Here is an 18,694-nt window from a genome sequence, read left to right on the forward strand (position 1 = left end):
TAGTATTTATTTATCTACCCCAGCGAAGGCAAATAAGCAATTATTCCTAGCATTCCAAAAACAAACGCTGCTGCCCAAAACGTTAATACAACTTTCCATTCATTCCAACCCGAGAGTTCAAAATGATGGTGGATCGGGCTCATCTTGAAAACCCGTTTTCCCGTCGTCTTAAAGGAGATGACTTGAATAATAACCGAAAAGGCCTCGATGACATAAACTCCTCCCAACAGGAGCAGAATCACCTCTGTTTTTGTTAGCACAGCCAACCCAACTAAGGCTCCCCCCAAAGCGAGTGAACCGGTATCTCCCATGAATACCCGAGCTGGATACTTGTTAAACCTCAAAAAGCCCAGACACCCCCCTGCTAAGGCGACGGCAAACACCGCTAAGTCTGACTCATGTGCTAGAACCGCGACCCCTCCACCTTGGTTTGCCCCGAGCAGAGCAATCAACATATAGCAGAGGGCACTGATCAATGTTGTTCCTGCTGCTAAACCATCTAACCCATCTGTAAGATTCACTGCATTTGTAATTCCCACAATGATGAAAGCTACAAATGGATAGTAAAACCAGCCTAATTCAAAATGAATAGCCGTAAACGGAATAATAAGATCCGTTCCCCGTCCAAGCAACTGCACCGCCACCCAGGTCAAACCAAAGGCTAGTGCAATCTGCCCAATCAGTTTTTGGTAAGCTCTTAACCCTAGTGAGCGATGCATAACGACTTTAATAAAATCATCAATAAATCCAATAAGTCCAAAACCAAGCATCGATCCTACAACCGCAATCATTTCTACTGAAGTTGGCTGTTCAGCGCTCAACAACGAAGCTGCCACAATTCCCACGAGAAAAATAACCCCACCCATAGTTGGGGTTCCCGCTTTTTTCAAGTGTCTCTTTGGTCCATCCTCGCGGATGTTCTGGCCAAACTTGAGGGTATGCAATAGAGGAATAAGAAAAGGGCCCAGAATCAAACTAATGATCAGCGCTAATCCTCCAGCCATGAGTAAACGTTCTAGCATGAATCGATTCCTTCCTTTTTAGGATATTTGTAATGCTTCCGTTACTTTTTCCATTTTCATTCCACGTGAAGCTTTGATTAAAACCCAAGTTTCATTTCCCAGCGAGCTAAGAATCAATTTTGCCTGAGAAATCGCGCTTTCTCGATCTGAGCAAATATGCACTCGATCTGGTGCCATTCCAGACTCCAAAGCCCCTTGAGCAATCTCCTCTGCTAAGGTCCCCACGGTTATAATTTCCGTGATCCCAAGTTGGGCAACCGCTTGACCCACCACATTATGCCCGCTTGCACTCGCTTCCCCAAGTTCGTACATCTCACCTAAAATAGCCAGGGTAGCCTGACTAGATCTTTGACTTAAAACTTTAAGCGAAGCCTGCATCGAGGTTGGATTCGCATTATAAACATCGCTGAGAAGCATACTTCCATGGATTCCTGGATGTAATTCCAGACGCATTTTGGAAAGTTCCAACTCAGCTAAGCCCTGACACCCTTCCTGCAAAGAGATTCCATAAACTTTTCCTACAGCCAGTGCAGATAATGCGTCTAATACATTGTGTTCACCTGGCAGAGGCAGATAAGCCTTGGCATGCTCCGCTTGAGCCGCAATTTCGAACTGAGTTCCCAAAGTCCCAGTCTGTTCAAGATTCGTCCCTTGGATATTCAGCGGATGATACCTGCCCTCTATCCCATAAAAGAACTGTTGATGGGGATCCTTCTCCGCTTTCTTAACACTCCACAAATCCTCACCATTGAGTATTGCCATTCCCCTTATGGGAAGGGCTTCAATCAGTTCCCATTTGGCCTTTGCGATGTTTTCCTGAGAACCCAGGAGTTCCATATGGGTTGTCCCAATATTCGTAATCACACCCGTATCAGGGTGAACAAAATCGCAAAGTGCTTTAATTTGTCCTAGCCCGCGCATGCCCATTTCGATTACCAAAACTTCCGTCTTCTCTGGCGCGTTAAGAAGAGTCATCGGCACCCCAAGTTCATTATTTTGGTTTTCCTTATTCTTATGCACGCGGTATTTCTGGGCAAGAACGGTTGCAATCATGTCTTTGGTTGTTGTTTTCCCATTACTCCCGGTAATCGCTACAACCTTAACCCCTAATTCCATGCGCCAAGCCTTTGCTAATTCCTGCATCGCACTTAATCCGGATTCCACGAGAATGAGTGCCTTTCCTTCAGGCACATTTAATTTCGTCCGATCCTTCATCTTCGTTTTTTCGGCAATCGCTAGATTAGCTCCATTTTTCCAGGCCACTTCAATATAATCATGGCCATCTACTTTTTCACCTACAAGCGCAAAGAAGATTTCTCCCCCTCGCGCTTGCCGGCTGTCAATAACACATCCAAAGACTGGCACATTCGGATCTCCCAAACATTCCGCCCCTAAAATTTCAGCAATACGTTGACTATTCCACATAGCCCCGCCCCCTTAAGGCATCTTTAGCTACCTCCCGATCATCAAAAGGAAACGTCTCCTTACCAATAATCTGATAGTCTTCATGGCCTTTTCCCGCAATCAAAACGGTATCTCCAGGTTTAGCCCTTCGACAAGCCATTTCAATCGCTTCCCGGCGGTTAACCATCGTGGTATATTCCACACCAGATACTCCAACCAGAATATCTTTGATGATCTGTTCTGGTTCTTCTGTCCGCGGGTTATCTGATGTTACGATGACAAAGTCACTCAACCGCGCCGAAATTTCACCCATTTGCGGTCTTTTCCCTTTATCACGATCACCCCCACAGCCAAAGACCGTAATTAACCGACCTTGGGTAAATTCGCGAGCCGTCTTTAATACATTTTCAAGTCCATCCGGAGTATGCGCATAATCAACGATAACCGGGAACGGCTGTCCTCTGCGAACATTTTCAAACCGACCGGGTACTCCGTGAATTTCCGCCAAAGCATCAGCTGCAAGCTGAGGATCGCGACCGCTTTCTACGGCCCAGGCAAAGGCTGCAAGCGCATTATAAACACTAAACATGCCAGGGGTTGAATAATGGATTTCTTGGAATTTGCCATGAAAACTTACAATCATCTGAATTCCATGAGCGGATAATTGAATGTTTTCAGCCCGGTAATCCAAATTTTCAGCATGAACCCCATAGGTTACTGTCGGAGCAACTGACACTTCACATAGGGTTTTCGCGGCTGGATCATCCCCATTAATGACCCCAATTTTCGGTTGTTTTGTGCCTTGCAATTCCTTAAAGAGACGAGCCTTAGCCTGAAGATATCTCTCCATAGTCTTATGATAATCTAAGTGATCCTGTGTAAGATTAGTAAAAATTGCAGCATCATATTCGATTCCCTGAACACGTCCTAAATCCAGAGCATGAGAAGATACTTCCATTACGGCAAGATCAACCTTCTCGTCAACCATGGTCGCTAATAGCTTTTGTAACTCGATTGCTTCCGGCGTAGTCCGGCTACCCGGGATTTCTCTCCCATCAATCCGTGACCCCAACGTCCCCACCAAACCTACTTTTTTCCCTTGTTTTTTCATAATCTGTTCCACAAGATGGGTAATTGTCGTTTTTCCATTTGTCCCCGTTACCCCAACCATTTCCAATTGGCTGCTCGGATGGCTATAGAGATTTGCGGCTATTTTCCCAAGAACATCGCGAACATGTTCAACTTGAATCTGAGGGACATCGATGGGTAATAATCGCTCGACGAGAAGTGCTACAGCTCCTTTTTCAACAACCTGAGTAGCAAAATCATGCCCATCCACGTTCGCTCCAGGAACGCAGGCATAAAGCTCTCCCGTCTCAACGTGACGAGAATCCATCGTCATTCCCTTAATTCCTACTTCCATATCTCCAGAGGAAGCCAGTACTTTAATTCCATCAAGAATGTCCGCAAGTTTCTTATTCACTATTGGCACCCTCATCACACCTTTCAATTGTAGTATAGACGTTTCAAATTCTGGTCAGACCTCTGATCTTTATTTTAACAGTAGCGTAAGCGAACTTCACTTGCATCTACGGCTCTACCAGAGGCGTTCGGCCCTGCAACATTTTGATTGCTTCAACATCCTCATCCTCATCTTCCCACCATTGAGCCATCGTTGGAGCTCCAGCCTCGTTCCCCAAATAGAGAAGCACTGTTGAACCCGCTTCCACCTGTACGTCGGCGGTTGGAATTTGATCGAGAATGTTCTGTCCAGCTCCCTCCGTCATTACATTAAATCCGGCTTGGGTCAGAACTTTTTGTGCATCTGCGAGAGGCAATCCTAAAACGGAAGGAACCGTAGCCGCTTTTTTAATCGGGGCGAACTCAAGACCAGGCATCGGCTTGCTTGGTGTCAGAGGAGCATTCAGGTCTTGTTTGATTCCTAAATACTTCAAAGAATCCAGCATTACCGCTTGTACCGGCGGGCCAGCCACAGCACCTCCATAAAAGGGAACCCCATCGATCACCGTAAGGATGGCCAACTTAGGGTCATTTGCCGGAGCAAAGCTGACAAAGGAGGCCACATATTCTCCTTGTATATACGCACCATTCGCCACTTTTTGAGCGGTCCCTGTCTTTCCAGCAACCCGATAACCCGGCAAAAATGCCCGCCGTCCTGTTCCATTCGTTACGACTGCTTCAAGAATTTCACGTTCCAGTTTGGACGTATCCTCACCAATCACACGTCGAACAGGCTGTTCTTCAAACGGTTCCACGACTTTACCACTGGGGCCGACAATTTCCTTAACCAGTTGCGGCTTCATCAACGTTCCCCCATTGGCAACAGTTGAAACTGCAGTCAAGAGTTGAATTGCTGTAACATTATTCGTTTGCCCAATAGACATTGTGGCTAAATCAAGTGCCGTTGCTTTCTTCTTATTCGCCAAAATTCCAAACGCTTCCCCAGACATCTCAATTCCTGTCTTTTGACCAAAACCAAAAGCCGTTAAATACTGATAGAACTTATCCATACCTAAACGCTGTCCCATTTCAATAAAACCAGGATTACACGAGTTTTCCGCGACTTGCATAAAGGTCTGAGAGCCGTGCCCTCCCGCTTTCCAGCAGCGCACATTCTTACCGAGGACTGTATAAAAACCAGGATCAAAGAAACCTTCTGTCGGGCTTATTTTTTTCTCTTCTAAGGCCGCAGCAAGAGTAATGACTTTAAAGGTTGAACCGGGTTCATAGCCGTTTTGAATCGCAATATTACGCCTTGCACTCGCATCAAATTCCTGATATTTATTTGGGTCAAAAGTCGGAGCAGTGGCCAAGGCCAACATTTCTCCCGTGCTCGGCTTCATTACAAGAATTGAAGCGCTCTTAGGAACCTGACCGTTCATATTTGTACCTTGACCAGACATGAGCTTTTGAAGTTCTCGTTCGGCAAAGGCTTGAATATTTTTATCGATTGTTAATCGAATCGTGTTCCCTTGTTTAGGTTCTAAATACATCTGCTGAGCTTCAGGTAAGGGGATTCCGTTGGCCGCAAATTCAGACAAAACAGCCCCCTGAATTCCTTTCATTTGGGCATCTCTTGTCAACTCTATTCCTTCTAACCCCTGATTGTCAATCCCCGCAAAACCAATAATATGAGCAGCTAGCGGACCATTCGGATAATAGCGCTGACTATCTTCAGTTACCCCAATCCCAGGTAACTCTAAGCTTCTAATTTGAGTGGCCACTTCCGGGGTCACCTTTTTCTTGACATATTCTAAAGCGGACCGTTTAGTGATCTTGGTCTGAACCTCTGTAGCTGGCATTTGGAGAAGCTCGGAAAGCTTTTGAGTTATCTCTGTCACCTTTCCTGAAGCTCTAACTTCGGCAGGCAACGCATAAACGGTCTCTGTACTCACACTCATCGCAAGTATATTCCCGTTACGATCTTCAATATTGCCCCGTTTCGGTGCTACTGGGACACCCCGAAAATGCGTGTCATCCGCTTTTTGTGAAAGTTGCATTCCTTGAGCCAACTGCACATAACCCAAACGGATGATCAGAACGATTAGAAAAACACTAACACACAAAAAAAGAAAGGCGATTCGTTTACGCATGACTACAAAAGGACTCACCGTCCTCACCCCCATTTCTGTCGGGGCGTCACCGTACTCCAAACCGCCTTTATTAGCGTTGAGTAGAAGCAAAAAAACTCGTAAATTTTTGGGAAATTTGCTTCAAGATCGAAGGCTGTTCCGTTGCTGGCTGCGAAGCTGTTTGAGTCGGCACGGTACCCGTTTGGCTCTTGGCGACAGGCAAAGTTCCAGCCACATATACTGTACCCGCAGGTTTTTCCATCCCCATCGCGATGGCCTCACTCTCAATTCGACTTACCGAGCGCAACTTATCGACTTGTACCTGCAATAAATTATTGTCAGCCTCGAGTGAAGTAATCTCTTTCTCCATAGCTCGAATTTGTGCGCCTTTAACGACTGTCAGGTTAATCGTTTCCACGGCAAGTGAAGCTGCCAGAGAAAAAGTCAGGCCCAAGATTAAAACGCTTTTCCAATGAGAGTGTGCCTTTTTTCTTCGGACAGGTTGTTTTTTCGGGCGGGGTAATTCATCTAAGGGCTGCTGCCATTCCAATTTTTCCTGCGCTACTACCAATGGTATTCTTCCTCCTTTCGCTTTAGACCGTTAAAGTTTTTCGGCAATCCTGAGTTTGGCACTTCTCGAACGAGGATTCTCCTCGATTTCTTCAGCTGATGGCAAAATGGGTTTACGTGTGATGACTTTGGCTAAGGGCGTAGCCCCACACAGACAAACCGGGAAACTAGGCGGACAAGTACAACGTCCCCGCCAAGAATTCATCTTTTCTTTAACAATACGGTCTTCCAGGGAGTGAAACGTAATCACCCCGACACGCCCACCTGGACCTAAACAAGCGATAACTTGATCGAGTGCTCGCTCCAATACTCCTAGCTCATCATTCACCGCAATCCGTAAGGCCTGAAAGGTGCGTTTCGCGGGATGAGGTCCTTCTCGCCGAGCCGCGGCTGGAATAGCGCTTTTAATCACCTCGACCAGTTCTCCAGTCGTTAGTATTTCCTTCTGATCTCTGGCCTTGACGATAAACTCAGCGATCCGCTTTGACCACTTTTCTTCTCCATATTTCCAAAGGATCTCCGCAAGCTGTTCCGCACTCCATTCATTCACAAGGCGTCGAGCTGTCCAGGGATTTTCTGGATTCATCCTCATATCAAGCTCGGCATCCTGCATATAGCTAAAACCCCGTTCAGCTTCATCGAGTTGGGGTGATGAAACACCTAAATCGAAATAGATTCCTTGGACCGGCATAAGTTTAAGCGTTTCTAAACTCTCCTCAAGATGTTCGAAATTCTTATTCACTAAAATTAAACGTTCATCCTCGTGAAAGTTTTCTTGCGCATTAGCAATCGCCATAGGATCCTGATCAAAACCAATCAGCTTTCCCTCAGTTGACAGCTTCGATAATAATAAACGCGTATGACCGGCTCCTCCCAAAGTACAATCAACATATACTCCGGAGGGATCTTTAAAAATACCCTCAACCGTTTCTTTAAGTAAAACCGTAATATGATGAAATTCCAAGGCCTTCGTCCCCTTCTTTAAATTCCTAGGTTAACCAAGGACTCTGCCGCAGCAGTATAGGCATCCTCGGCCTGCATGCTATAGTCTGTCCAAAGCGCTTGACTCCAAATCTCAACTCGGGACGAGACTCCAACGAGAACGACATCTTTCTCTAATTGGGCATATTCGCGCAGATTTGCGGGGAGAAGTATTCTTCCCTGCTTGTCCACTTCACATTCAGTGGCCCCAGAAAAAAAGAATCGGACGAAAGCCCTGACATCAGGCTGGGTAAAGGGTAAGGCACGGAGCTTCTGCTCAAGGGCTTGCCACTCGTCTGCGGGATAAATAAACAAACAATGATCTAAGCCTTTGGTGGCGATAAATTTCTCCCCCAAGGCTTCCCGGAACTTAGCCGGAACAATGAGCCGACCTTTTCCATCAATTGTATGGAGGTATTCCCCCATGAACATTGCCGTCACCCCACAACGTTAACTCTTCGCCCCACTTTGCCCCACTTTACCCCACTTATTCTCCATTTCAAAGAGAATTCCTGCTAACTTGTTCTATTTTTTAAAATAAAAATCAAAAATAGGAAGAAGGTCCTATTGGCAAAATGTACAAAAAAAGACATCCTCAACGGATGTCTTTTCCATATTCTTCGATTTTGCGGTAAAGATTTCTAACACTTATTCCGAGTAACCTTGCAGCACGAGTCCTGTTTCCCTTTTCCTTTCGCAGGATTTTCAAAATATACTCGCGCTCAATATCAGCAAGGGTTAGAACCAGCTCCTCTGACCTACCTTCTTGCGCTTGAGAAGCTGTTTCTTGTTTTGCCAATGGTTCACCTTCTCGATGGGGAGCTTGATCCGGCCAAAAATCCTGCAAATGAATCTCATTACCCTCCGCTAAAATCAAGGCCCGTTCCATTAAATGAGCCAGTTCTCGGACATTCCCGGGAAAATCATAATTAAGCAAAGCGCGTTTTCCTTCATCAGAAAGCCAATATCCTTCTTCGCTTAACCCCTTTTTATGGTAAGAGTCCAGGAAGTGCTGTGCTAATGGGATTATGTCCCCTTTGCGCTCTCGTAAGGGAGGCAGACTAAGCGTTAGTCCATTTAATCGATAAAAGAGATCTTGCCGAAATCGGCCCTCCTCTATCTCTTGCTTGAGATCACGATTCGTTGCCGTGACAATTCTCACATCCACCCGACGCAAGCGATTATCGCCAACTCTTCGAAATTCTCCCGTTTCCAAAAAACGAAGGAGCTTGATCTGGAGCGAAAAAGGCATTTCTCCGATCTCATCCAGGAAGAGCGTTCCCCGATCAGCCATCTCGACCAACCCTAATTTCGTCCCACTCGCTCCAGTAAAGGCTCCCTTTTCATACCCAAAAAGTTCACTTTCCATCAAAGCTTCCGGAATTGCTCCTGAGTTCAAAGGAATATAAGCTTGCCCGCTTCGCGGGCTCCAAACGTGCAACGCACGAGCAAAGAGCTCTTTACCCGTTCCGCTCTCTCCCTGGATCAGGACGGGTGCATCAGCCTGGGCTATCTTGCGAGTTATGTTCTTTAACGAATTGAGTGCTTCACTTTCTCCAATAATCTGAAGCTCAGGGTTTTGCCGATTAACTACTTGACGCAGGCCTGTGTTTTCAAGCATCAACTTGCGCTGTTCTAAAGCCTTCTGGAGAGTAATCTCAAGCTCAGACAGATTACAGGGCTTCATAAGGTAGTCAAAAGCCCCTGTTTTCATCGCTTCTATAGCGGATTCTACCGTTCCATGCCCAGTGAGCATCACCACTTGTAAGTCAGGTTGACGCTGTTTCATTTGAGGGAGAAGCATCAGCCCATCACCATCCGGTAACCTTAAATCTAGCAAAACGGCATCAAAGAAACTGTCTTGGAGTAAAGACATCCCTTCCTTCGCTGTTCCTGCTTCCAAAACCTCATAGCCTCTGCGATTCAATCGCTGAGCAATAATCGCGCGCAGCTCTTCTTCATCATCAAGAATCAGGATCTTATGATAATACTTCATCGCTCAACCCCTCCCTTATGCGGTAGCATAATGAAGACCGTAGTCCCTTTACCTTCCTCACTTTCGATGCTCATATGCCCCTGCATTCGCTGAACCATTCCATAACTCACGAAAAGACCTAAACCCGTACCTTGGCCCGCACCTTTTGTCGTAAAAAACGGATTAAATACCCGCGATAAGTTTTCCTTGGAAATTCCCTCGCCATAATCCCGAACCACGACTTTAACCTGATGTCCTTCCCTAAAAGCATGGATTTCGATCGTTTTTCCTTCCCCCGAGGCATCCATGGCATTGGTTAAAATATTAAGGAGGACCTGCTGCCATTCATTTTCATTTCCCACAACCCATAAACCTGGATCAATCTGGTTTTTAAAGGTTAGCTTCTTCTGCTTTGCACGATAAGCTAATAAATCCACCGTCTGCAGAATCGCGATTCCCGCATTCATCACATCATTTCCCCCTTGTCCTTGACGAGCAAAATGGAGGAGTCGTCCCGTGATTTTTTTACAGCGTTCGATTTGCTCTGAAATAATTTTAAGGATTCTCTGGATCTCCTGTTCTCCCGGAGGATCGTCATACTCTTGCATCCGATCGAGTAAATCCTCGCTGTGTGCAGAAACAATGGCTAACGGGTTATTGATCTCATGGGCAACCCCAGATGCGAGAAAACCTACTGCAACCATCTTTTCCGTCTCAATAACCCTTGCTTCCATCTCGACTTGTTGAGTAACATCCTCGAGTATCAAAAGATAAGCTGCCTTCTCAGAATTTCCAGGATTAAGTCCATAATACATATGACGAATATACCGACGTTCTCCTCCGACATCAAGCGGGATTACTTTGCCATTTTCTAGAAATAAACAGTTCTTCCCTTCACCCTGCATAATCGTGTCGCAGGATACGCCATTTAAATCTTCCGTACTGAACCAATCCGCAAAAATTGAATTCCACCATTGAATCTGCTTATCTTCATTGAGCAATACCATTCCTGCCCCAATTCCGTTTACCACAGTCTTAAAGAGTTCCTGATCTTCGAGGAGGGTTTGATTCTTTTCATAAAGTTGGCGTAACATTCGATTGAAAGCCGTGACTAAATTGCCGATTTCATCATTACTTTCCCGTGGGATCTCTGTTAAGAGGTTCTCGGTCGACCCAACTCGGCTTACGCCTTCTTCAAGATGCTCAATCGGCCGAGTCAATTTCAAGCCAAAATAAATACTAATCAAAGTGACGATGAGAATTCCCAATAATATAATACCAAACACCTGAACAGCAAACTGCCGAACTGGAATATAGGCTTCACTCACCGGTTGCTCGATGAAAACACCCCAATCTAAGGTTTCCACTCGATCATAAGTCCCAATGACTTGGACTCCTTCGGGATTTTGATATTCACTCTCTTGGTGATTCGAAGGATTTCCTGTCAAGAAACGTTGTACTGCCAGATTATCTTTTACATTTTCCTGAACTAAGACTCGACTAAAATCCGTATGTCCAATCAGATTCCCTTTTTCATCGGTCAAGTATACATAACCCGCTTTGCCAATCTGTAAATTAGTAAACTGGGTAACAAGACTTTTAAGATCTGTTTTGGCTTGCAGATAGCCTATGTTCTGACGTGTCTGGGGATCTTGAATGCTCACGGTAAGATAAACTTGGGGACGATTATCGGATGAAAAAAATACGCCGCTCAAAGAAAAAGTTTGCTCCGAATTAATTTGAAGATTATTGAGTTTCTTTCCCGCTTCTTCAGGAAAATCAACTTCTCGCCGAGAAATCTGACCAAGGACCCGATAGTCCGAATCGGCGACTTCTATGCTTTCAAAATAAGGTACTTCCCTCAATAAAGTCCCTAAAGTGACATCTCGCGTACTTGATTCTGAACTAACTAAGGCGTACGCATTCGTTGAGGCAACATGAATCAAGCTATCGGCCATTGTGGTCATAAAATCTTCGATGCGACCCGACAAAACCTGGGCCCGTTCATAATTTTGCTCCTGAATGTTGTTTTGCAGATAGAATCTTGCCGCGTTAAAACTAGCCAAGCCAAAAATAGTCAAGGGTAAAATTGACATTAAGATCCCAAAAATAAGGACTCGAGCTTTAATTCTCTTCCACCAAGAAGATCTTTCTTGCTTCATGGTTGAATCACCTGATCCGCAAAACTCAAAACTCGAGAAGAAGGCTGCAGTCCGAGTTCTTGAGCTTTTTTTAAATTTACAGAGAAAACAACACGATCGGGTGTTTCGACTGGAATATCTTCTGGTGAGTATCCGCGCAAAATCTTGCTGACCATATGAGCGGATTGAACCCCTTGGTCCCAATTCGAGGTGCCATAGGATGCTAGACACCCTTCTTCTGTATCGAGAGGATATACCCCGAAAACTGGAAGCTTTTTAAGCGAAGCTTGATTCACGATTTCCTGAGTGCTCGTCTCCAAGAAAAAACCAGGAAGTAAAATAATCGCTTCTGCCCCCTCCTGATCGATGCTTGCGAAAGCTTGCTGAATTTCACTCGAATTCTCGACAGTATAAATGTTCACTGATAGCCCAAAAGTTTGGGCAACCTTATTCAATTCGTTTTGAATTTGCTCGAATATAGGAACTCGTGTATCACCAAGGACCGCTACCCGTTTGACTTTTGGCAACAAACGATGCAACAGTTCCAAACGCTTTGGTGTCAATTCATAGTGTCCGTTATTCAACCCTGTTAAGTTGCCTCCTGGCTGGGATAAGTCTTGAACTAAACCAATATCCACAGGAGATAGTATACCCATGAAAACAACGGGCGTCTGAACCGTACTCTCTGCCGTAAGCTCCTTAAGAACTTGAGCTTCCACCGCCCCAGCTGCCACAAGCACATCTGGTTTTTCTTGCAAGAGCTGATTCCCTAAATCACGCATCTGATTGAGATCATTTTCAGCAATTTCTACGTGATACGTAAGATCCACTCCCTCAGTATATCCTAACTTTTGAAGCTCAGATTTTAACCCTTCAACTTTCGAAAGGCGAAGATCATTCGCCGCCAAAATTCCGATTTTCTGAACAGATTTCTTGTTAGAGGGGATATTTACCGAAAAGACAACAATGACCATAACGAGAATACTGATTAAGACCATAAACCGGGTTCTTTTCATGAATACACCTCCTCCATTTTTCTCTTTTTTCTTCCAGTGTAGCATTAATCTAAACGACGACAAAAGGGGTTGTTCAAAATGAACTCTGTGTTCACCTTGTGCAACCCCTGGTAAGTTATGAGAATATACTGCAACGTATTAGCTCCTGAAGCATAGCGGAGCCCATGGTTCAAGGTGTTGAATTCTTAGGCAACCCATATATCGGCAACAAGCGAAAAGCAAGGTAGAGAATGAATATCTCTGCAAGGGCAAAGATTCCAATCATCAATAAATGCTGTGGCGCCACCGTATAGGGATTCAGCGTATCCGTACTGAGCGGTATTTGTTGACCGCCGATAACAAAGTTAACCCGCATTGCAATGACTCCGAGCAAGGTAAAAATAGACCCCAAGGAAATCCAGCCCAGTGATTTTTTCGTTTTAGATATAACCGTGATCATAAACGGTAACAATAAACCCAAGCCAATTTCGACCCCTAAGAACATCGTTTTGTGACTTCCATATAAGAAGACCTTGGCTGCTGCATATCCTGCTGCATTTGTATAATAAAGAGCGATAAAGTCGATAACCATAAGTGTGGCATCAACCACAATAAACCACTTCATCAGCTGAGCAATGTCCAAAATCAATGCTTTTCGCTCCGGTGTCAATATTTTTTCTGGAGAGAAAAAACGTTGGGTAATGATGAGCACTAAAATTAAGAGACCCGTTCCAGACACCATAGCCGACATCAAGAAAATGAGAGGCATGAGACCAGTATGCCAGAGAGCACGAGCTTGGATATTCGCAAGGATAAAGCCCGTATACCCATGAACGAGAAGCGCTAACGGCACCCCGATCGTTCCCAATCTCTTAATCCATTGATCATCGTTAGCTAAGGCTTGCTCAGAAAGATCCGTTTTCCCAAACGTTAAAAACTGATAAAATCTTTGCCGGAAGCCGGTTAAGGATTCAGCCCCTTTTGCAAAATCCCGTCGCATCATAAACCAAAGATAAACTACCGAATTCAAAGGATATAAGGTGAGCAAGAATGTACCGTAAGAAATCGCCGAATGAGGATTAAGGCGAAAAAACAAAGTATAGAAGCGTTGTGGTTGCTCCAGGTCTCCAATTAAATGGAGTGGGGCAATTGCCAATAAAGCAACGGCCATAACAACGCCGACCTTACCAATTGATTTATATTTTTTAATCCCGAATACGGTTCCCAAACTAGAGAGGACAAAAGCTCCAGCACTTAGACCTGTATAGAAAAAATAGATGGCAATCATTGCTCCCAGTTGGACAGGATGTTCGATGTTGGCAATATACGTCACATTATCCACTCTAATTCTCTCCTTTCTCCAGGTTCGTATAACGGGCACCCATGATATCCCGCTCAGCTCCAATATAGTAAACCATAGGTTCTGTATTCATTTCTGGTTTTAATACTTGAACCGGATTATTGGCTACAAGTTTTGCCACAAGACTCTCTGCGTCATTTAAATCTCCAAACACACGAGCACCGCCTACGCAGGTCGTCACACATGCCGGAAGAAGACCCGCTTGAACCCGATGATAGCAAAATGTACATTTTTCAGCTGTTTTTCGGACAGGATTAACGAAACGAGCATCGTAAGGGCATGCTGCCATACAATACTTACAGCCAATACAATGATCATAATCGATCAGGATCGTCCCATCGTCAGCCCGATAGGTTGCTTTTACCGGACAAGCCGCTAAACAAGGAGCATTATCACAATGGTTGCATAAGCGAGGTAAGCGGTAGCGCGTAACCTCGGGATACGTTCCTTTCTCAATTTCCTTAACCCAAGTCCGATAATTACCCTCCGGAACTTGATTTTCAATCTTGCAGGAAACGGTACATGCATTACAACCTACGCACTTTCGTAAATCAACAACCATTGCATAGCGTATCTTTTTCTCAGCCTCAGCCACTAATGCCACTCCTTTCAAAACGTTTCATTCAAAGATTTGCTCTCTTCCTGGCACAATTCTAAGGCCAGTATAGCGAAGTAAGAATAGAATCCAGAGGTCTCTAATTTCACGAGTTCTCCCGTAAACTGAGGGAGCCAGCCGAGTAAATGGTCGTTAAGCATTCTATTTTGCAATTGGCGAAGGCCCGTAATCTCTTGCCCTGATTTAGCCGCTTTGTCTTCTAACCGACAGAGATAGGCTATAAATAGAAGTTCTAATCCCAGATGATCAGGTATCTTCGTCTCTTTAAGCGGTTCAAAGATCTCAAGGGTCCCCGGATCAAATCCCACTTTCTCATAAAGAGCTGCGAGTTGATGAGCCTGCATTCCCCAATGTGCTCCATATTTTATCCTCTTACCCTTTTCACGCTTCGCTCCACGAATTGTTGATTCGAAGGGGGGAATAAAACGGCCCGATACAGGAACAAAAAAGAGATCATAGTATTCTTGCGTTAAATTCATAAGCTCTGAATCCTCGTTTTGGATCTTCTCGAGAATAGCCTTGAGTTCAAGAAGTTTCTCAGTTGATCCGGAGTCTGTCCAGGCTTTAAGTCCTTCCATCCCTTCAGTTGAGGGCTCTTTCAAAAAGATTTCTGCCAGAACCTCATAACCTCTCGCTCTATCGATCACATTTTCATCCATTTCGAACATTTATTTATCCCCCTCACACTTTTAAAGCTTAACAAGCCGAGCCTTAATCGTATTTCGATCCGCTGAGCCCCCCACAAGATCAACAAGGGGGTGCATATTATTCATACTGGTATCTCGAAGTGCCAAAAGATTCAGCAGAATACCTTTTCCATCCTTCGGATTCACAGGTATCTCTTTCCCATCCACAGTATACGATTTCGCCCCTGCGCCCCAATGTCCATAGCCATATTCCACAGCAATCGAACCTTGACGTACACCGCGACGGACCTTAGCTGTGCCTTCTGCCTCACCTGACGGGGTAACGAGCTTGACTTTGTCTCCACTCTCAATTCCTAACGTTGTGGCATCCTCTAAGTTTAGCTCGATATAGTTCGTGTCTTGCATATCTTTGAGAACAGGGACATTTGACAAATAGCCGCCTGTACGATAACGAGGTTTGTAAGAAATGACTTGGAACGGCCAATCTTGGTCTGGATAGACTTGATCGATCGTTCGTCCATCAGCAAAGGCTGGGGGTTGCCAGGTTGCCGTACCTGGTAGCAGCTCACCCGATATGCTACTCCGGGTTGACGCTAATTTTTCATTATAAATATTGACCACTTTGGCAAATTGATTATGAAGGAAATCCCCATCATAATTCTTATCATAATCCTCAAAGCGCCCGCCCCGAGCGAGTAGGTAATACACCTTTTTCCACTCTACCGGTGTGAGTGAAGACTGATAAGGTTTTAAATCTTCTTCAAGACCCGATAATGCCAATTCCTCTGGATCAATATCTGGCACAGGCGTTTCATCAAATGCAATGTTGGCCATCGCCTTCAAAAAGAAATCCGCAGCAGAATTCATCGGAGTAGCTGCACCTTGAGCATCGGCAATTCCGTTTTCCCCTACTCCAGGCAAGTTGAGTAATTTGCCTACCTCAATGAGATAAGTTTCAAGCGAATAAGGCTGCCCACTTTTCGTCTTAGGAACAAGGGGATCAATGACCGGGCGACGGGCACCACTGACTTTGGTAAGAATCAAGTTCCAAACGGTAGGTACGCCCCAACTTTCATAAAACGTCGTATCCGGAATGATGTAGTCAGAGTATTGAGTCGAATCCCCCATCAAGACATCCACGCCGATAATCAGTGGAATATTTTTAGGGTCCTTGATATAGTCTTCAACATCCTTACGGAAGAGACCAGGAGTCGCATAAAGCGGGTTCGTCATCCAAAGCATCAGGATTTTCGCAGAATAAGGATAACCTGCCATCATTGATGGAATAACATGGCCTTCTAAAGAATCGGCAAGTGGAGTCCAAGGTAAAGTGGCTGGATACGGATTTTCGCCTTTGGCTTTACGTGCTTTGAATTCAGGGGTATCCTCGTAGTTTGACCCTTCTCTGCTTATTTTGAAGCCCTTAGTCTTTCCACCCGGGACAGTCGCAAGATCATACTGTTTCCCTTTATCAACTGCAACATATCCTCCTCCGCTCTTGGTCGAACCGCCTTTACGGTTAATATTTCCGACAAGCGCATTAAGCATAATCACAGCTAGGGAGCTATAAAAACCATTCGTATGCATGGAAACACCACCATGATGATCTGTAGCGGCCTTCGTCCCATGTCTAAAGAATTCTTTAGAAAGTTTGAAAATACGTTCCTTCGTTACCCCACAGGCTTCAGCATATTGATCAAAGGTAAAACGATTGGCTTCATCCAAAAGAATCTGCAGGGAACTCTTCACGAGAACCTCTTGATCGCCAACCCTTAACTTTCCACTATAGAGAATGACGCCTTCATTGCTCTCTGTAGCGTTCATCGGATTCCCCATTGCTTTATCCATCACAACATAATTGATCGCTGCCGGTTGAGGATTGGCCGCTACTTGAGCATTAGCTGCAGCAGGTTGTGTCTTTTCCGGTATCTTTAACCCAATCTGTTCAGCACGGAGAAACATCCCATAATCCGGATGATCCGGCTCTTGGATGACAAGGTAGGTTGCATTCGTCCAAGAGGGATTTCCTTTCTTCGCTGCTGCTGCTTTGGTAGGAGCAGACAGATAGGTCTCATTGATTTTCTTTTGCTCGAATGCCCATCGAACCATGGCCATAGCAATTGCCCCGTCACCACCTGGACGAACAGGTACCCAGGAAGACTCTTCTGCATCAGGTGAATTATACATCCCGTTTTGGAGTACAGGATCGATGATGACGGCTTTCATATTTCCTTCTGCCTGACCGAGCGCTGATTTGCGAGCCATGGGCTGGAAGGGGGCCCCCGCTTGACCGGGTGCGTTGCCAAAGAACATTACAAATTCGGAGCTCATGTAATCCGCTTTCATATGAGGCTTCTTATCCCAAGTATCTAAGAAGGCTAAAAAAGCAATCCGTCGGCTGTTTCCGCAAATCCCACCATGTCCGTAAAAGTTAGGTGTTTTATAACATTGGGTAATGAAACGCTTGGGAAATTCCATTCGTCCATCGTCTCGTCCACCAATAAAGACCAGTTGATTCGCCTTTGGGCCCCAGCCAGCTTGCTCAGGGTTAAGCGGGGTATTTTGATCATGAACTTGCCGAAGGCCTTCAATTATTCCGCTTTCCCCAATTTCATTAAAGAGTTCGCCGCCTTCAACAGTTTCTTGGATGGCCTGTTCCCAAGTAATCGGTTTCCACTTTCCTTCTCCCCGTTTACCTGTACGTTTTAAAGGGGTAAGAATCCGATTCGGATCATAGACCATCTGAAAAGCTGCATTTCCTCTTTGACAAACCGTTGCTTTCTGGGTATGACCTAACTCTTGATATTGACCTAAACTCAGATAGGAATCCTTAAGTGGAGTCTTATAGGGCAGATGCGGCTCTGCATTACTCGGATGGTAAGGGTTACCTAAAACACGTAAAATTTTACCTGTCTTCTTATCAATTTTGACCCGATTACCACAGTTGCTCCAGCAACCTAAGCAGACGCTATTTTTTAAGGCAATATCAGGATTAAGGGTTACGCTTCCCGTCTTTGGGTCAATCTTCATTTCTACCGGCAAAGCCTCATGGTCATAAGGCGTAGGATTGGTAATCATCTCATCCGCAAGCACAGCAGGGATCATTTTTTCCATCCCTAAGCCAGTAGCCGTCAATGAACCCACAACAGCTACAGATTTTAGGAATTCGCGCCTATTCATATCGTAATCTCCTTTCTATTGGGGCATGTTCGAACTTATTCGACTTAGAAGTGATTAATCTTACAAGCTCTTATATTGCAAAATCCATGCCATCTGTGGAGTCCCCTAAAATACGTCTCAACTCATTGAAAATTCTTATTAAATTCGATTTTCCAGCGTGACAATATGTCATGCATACGGACAATAAGACATACCTCTTCTATGACAAAA

General features: G+C 45.0%; 14 protein-coding genes. All 14 read right to left on the minus strand.

What is annotated here, in order from left to right; all coding sequences use genetic code 11:
* Nucleotides 1-14 precede the first annotated feature (14 nt).
* Nucleotides 15-1,022 carry a phospho-N-acetylmuramoyl-pentapeptide-transferase gene (mraY, locus tag DESME_RS11830; RefSeq protein ID WP_006716646.1) on the minus strand — a complete coding sequence of 336 codons (1,008 nt, stop codon included), beginning with the start codon at nucleotides 1,020-1,022 and terminating at the stop codon, nucleotides 15-17.
* Nucleotides 1,023-1,040: 18 nt separating this feature from the next.
* Nucleotides 1,041-2,447: a UDP-N-acetylmuramoyl-tripeptide--D-alanyl-D-alanine ligase gene (locus DESME_RS11835; protein WP_006716647.1), complete on the minus strand. Its 1,407-nt coding sequence runs from the start codon at nucleotides 2,445-2,447 to the stop codon at nucleotides 1,041-1,043.
* On the minus strand, nucleotides 2,437-3,924 hold the full coding sequence (locus DESME_RS11840; RefSeq protein ID WP_041483985.1) for a UDP-N-acetylmuramoyl-L-alanyl-D-glutamate--2,6-diaminopimelate ligase: 1,488 nt from the start codon (nucleotides 3,922-3,924) through the stop codon (nucleotides 2,437-2,439). Before DESME_RS11840 ends, DESME_RS11835 begins: the two co-directional genes overlap by 11 nt.
* Nucleotides 3,925-4,015: 91 nt before the next feature.
* Nucleotides 4,016-6,058 (minus strand): penicillin-binding transpeptidase domain-containing protein, encoded by a 2,043-nt coding sequence (locus DESME_RS11845; protein ID WP_025248792.1) that lies wholly within the window; start codon nucleotides 6,056-6,058, stop codon nucleotides 4,016-4,018.
* A gap of 52 nt (nucleotides 6,059-6,110) precedes the next feature.
* On the minus strand, nucleotides 6,111-6,590 hold the full coding sequence (locus tag DESME_RS11850) for a hypothetical protein (protein WP_006716650.1): 480 nt from the start codon (nucleotides 6,588-6,590) through the stop codon (nucleotides 6,111-6,113).
* Between the two features lie 30 nt (nucleotides 6,591-6,620).
* Nucleotides 6,621-7,553 (minus strand): 16S rRNA (cytosine(1402)-N(4))-methyltransferase RsmH, encoded by a 933-nt coding sequence (gene rsmH / locus DESME_RS11855; protein ID WP_006716651.1) that lies wholly within the window; start codon nucleotides 7,551-7,553, stop codon nucleotides 6,621-6,623.
* Nucleotides 7,554-7,570: 17 nt separating this feature from the next.
* Nucleotides 7,571-8,002 (minus strand): division/cell wall cluster transcriptional repressor MraZ, encoded by a 432-nt coding sequence (gene mraZ, locus DESME_RS11860; protein ID WP_025248793.1) that lies wholly within the window; start codon nucleotides 8,000-8,002, stop codon nucleotides 7,571-7,573.
* 163 nt (nucleotides 8,003-8,165) lie between these two features.
* Nucleotides 8,166-9,566, minus strand: coding sequence for a sigma-54-dependent transcriptional regulator (locus DESME_RS11865; protein WP_006716653.1), 1,401 nt, complete (start codon nucleotides 9,564-9,566; stop codon nucleotides 8,166-8,168).
* Nucleotides 9,563-11,707 carry a PAS domain-containing sensor histidine kinase gene (locus DESME_RS11870; RefSeq protein WP_006716654.1) on the minus strand — a complete coding sequence of 715 codons (2,145 nt, stop codon included), beginning with the start codon at nucleotides 11,705-11,707 and terminating at the stop codon, nucleotides 9,563-9,565. Before DESME_RS11870 ends, DESME_RS11865 begins: the two co-directional genes overlap by 4 nt.
* Nucleotides 11,704-12,702: an ABC transporter substrate-binding protein gene (locus DESME_RS11875; protein WP_006716655.1), complete on the minus strand. Its 999-nt coding sequence runs from the start codon at nucleotides 12,700-12,702 to the stop codon at nucleotides 11,704-11,706. The genes DESME_RS11870 and DESME_RS11875 overlap by 4 nt, the downstream gene beginning before the upstream one ends.
* Nucleotides 12,703-12,871: 169 nt before the next feature.
* On the minus strand, nucleotides 12,872-14,023 hold the full coding sequence (gene nrfD / locus DESME_RS11880; RefSeq protein WP_006716656.1) for an NrfD/PsrC family molybdoenzyme membrane anchor subunit: 1,152 nt from the start codon (nucleotides 14,021-14,023) through the stop codon (nucleotides 12,872-12,874).
* Between the two features lies 1 nt (nucleotide 14,024).
* On the minus strand, nucleotides 14,025-14,636 hold the full coding sequence (gene dsrO / locus DESME_RS11885) for a sulfate reduction electron transfer complex DsrMKJOP subunit DsrO (RefSeq protein ID WP_006716657.1): 612 nt from the start codon (nucleotides 14,634-14,636) through the stop codon (nucleotides 14,025-14,027).
* Between the two features lie 14 nt (nucleotides 14,637-14,650).
* On the minus strand, nucleotides 14,651-15,325 hold the full coding sequence (locus DESME_RS11890) for a TorD/DmsD family molecular chaperone (protein WP_006716658.1): 675 nt from the start codon (nucleotides 15,323-15,325) through the stop codon (nucleotides 14,651-14,653).
* A 21-nt stretch (nucleotides 15,326-15,346) separates the two neighbouring features.
* Complete coding sequence (locus DESME_RS11895) at nucleotides 15,347-18,484, minus strand: molybdopterin dinucleotide binding domain-containing protein (RefSeq protein ID WP_006716659.1); 3,138 nt, start codon at nucleotides 18,482-18,484, stop codon at nucleotides 15,347-15,349.
* Nucleotides 18,485-18,694: the final 210 nt, after the last annotated feature.

It is taken from the genome of Desulfitobacterium metallireducens DSM 15288, assembly GCF_000231405.2.
Lineage (GTDB): Bacteria > Bacillota > Desulfitobacteriia > Desulfitobacteriales > Desulfitobacteriaceae > Desulfitobacterium_A > Desulfitobacterium_A metallireducens.

Excerpts from the sequence above, each read along its gene's own strand:
- mraY (WP_006716646.1), bottom strand. The coding sequence starts at position 1,022 with ATGCTAGAACGTTTACTCATGGCTGGAGGATTAGCGCTGATCATTAGT.
- DESME_RS11835 (WP_006716647.1), bottom strand. The coding sequence starts at position 2,447 with ATGTGGAATAGTCAACGTATTGCTGAAATTTTAGGGGCGGAATGTTTG.
- DESME_RS11840 (WP_041483985.1), bottom strand. The coding sequence starts at position 3,924 with ATGAGGGTGCCAATAGTGAATAAGAAACTTGCGGACATTCTTGATGGA.
- mraZ (WP_025248793.1), bottom strand. The coding sequence starts at position 8,002 with ATGTTCATGGGGGAATACCTCCATACAATTGATGGAAAAGGTCGGCTC.
- DESME_RS11865 (WP_006716653.1), bottom strand. The coding sequence starts at position 9,566 with ATGAAGTATTATCATAAGATCCTGATTCTTGATGATGAAGAAGAGCTG.
- DESME_RS11870 (WP_006716654.1), bottom strand. The coding sequence starts at position 11,707 with ATGAAGCAAGAAAGATCTTCTTGGTGGAAGAGAATTAAAGCTCGAGTC.
- DESME_RS11875 (WP_006716655.1), bottom strand. The coding sequence starts at position 12,702 with ATGAAAAGAACCCGGTTTATGGTCTTAATCAGTATTCTCGTTATGGTC.
- DESME_RS11890 (WP_006716658.1), bottom strand. The coding sequence starts at position 15,325 with ATGTTCGAAATGGATGAAAATGTGATCGATAGAGCGAGAGGTTATGAG.
- DESME_RS11895 (WP_006716659.1), bottom strand. The coding sequence starts at position 18,484 with ATGAATAGGCGCGAATTCCTAAAATCTGTAGCTGTTGTGGGTTCATTG.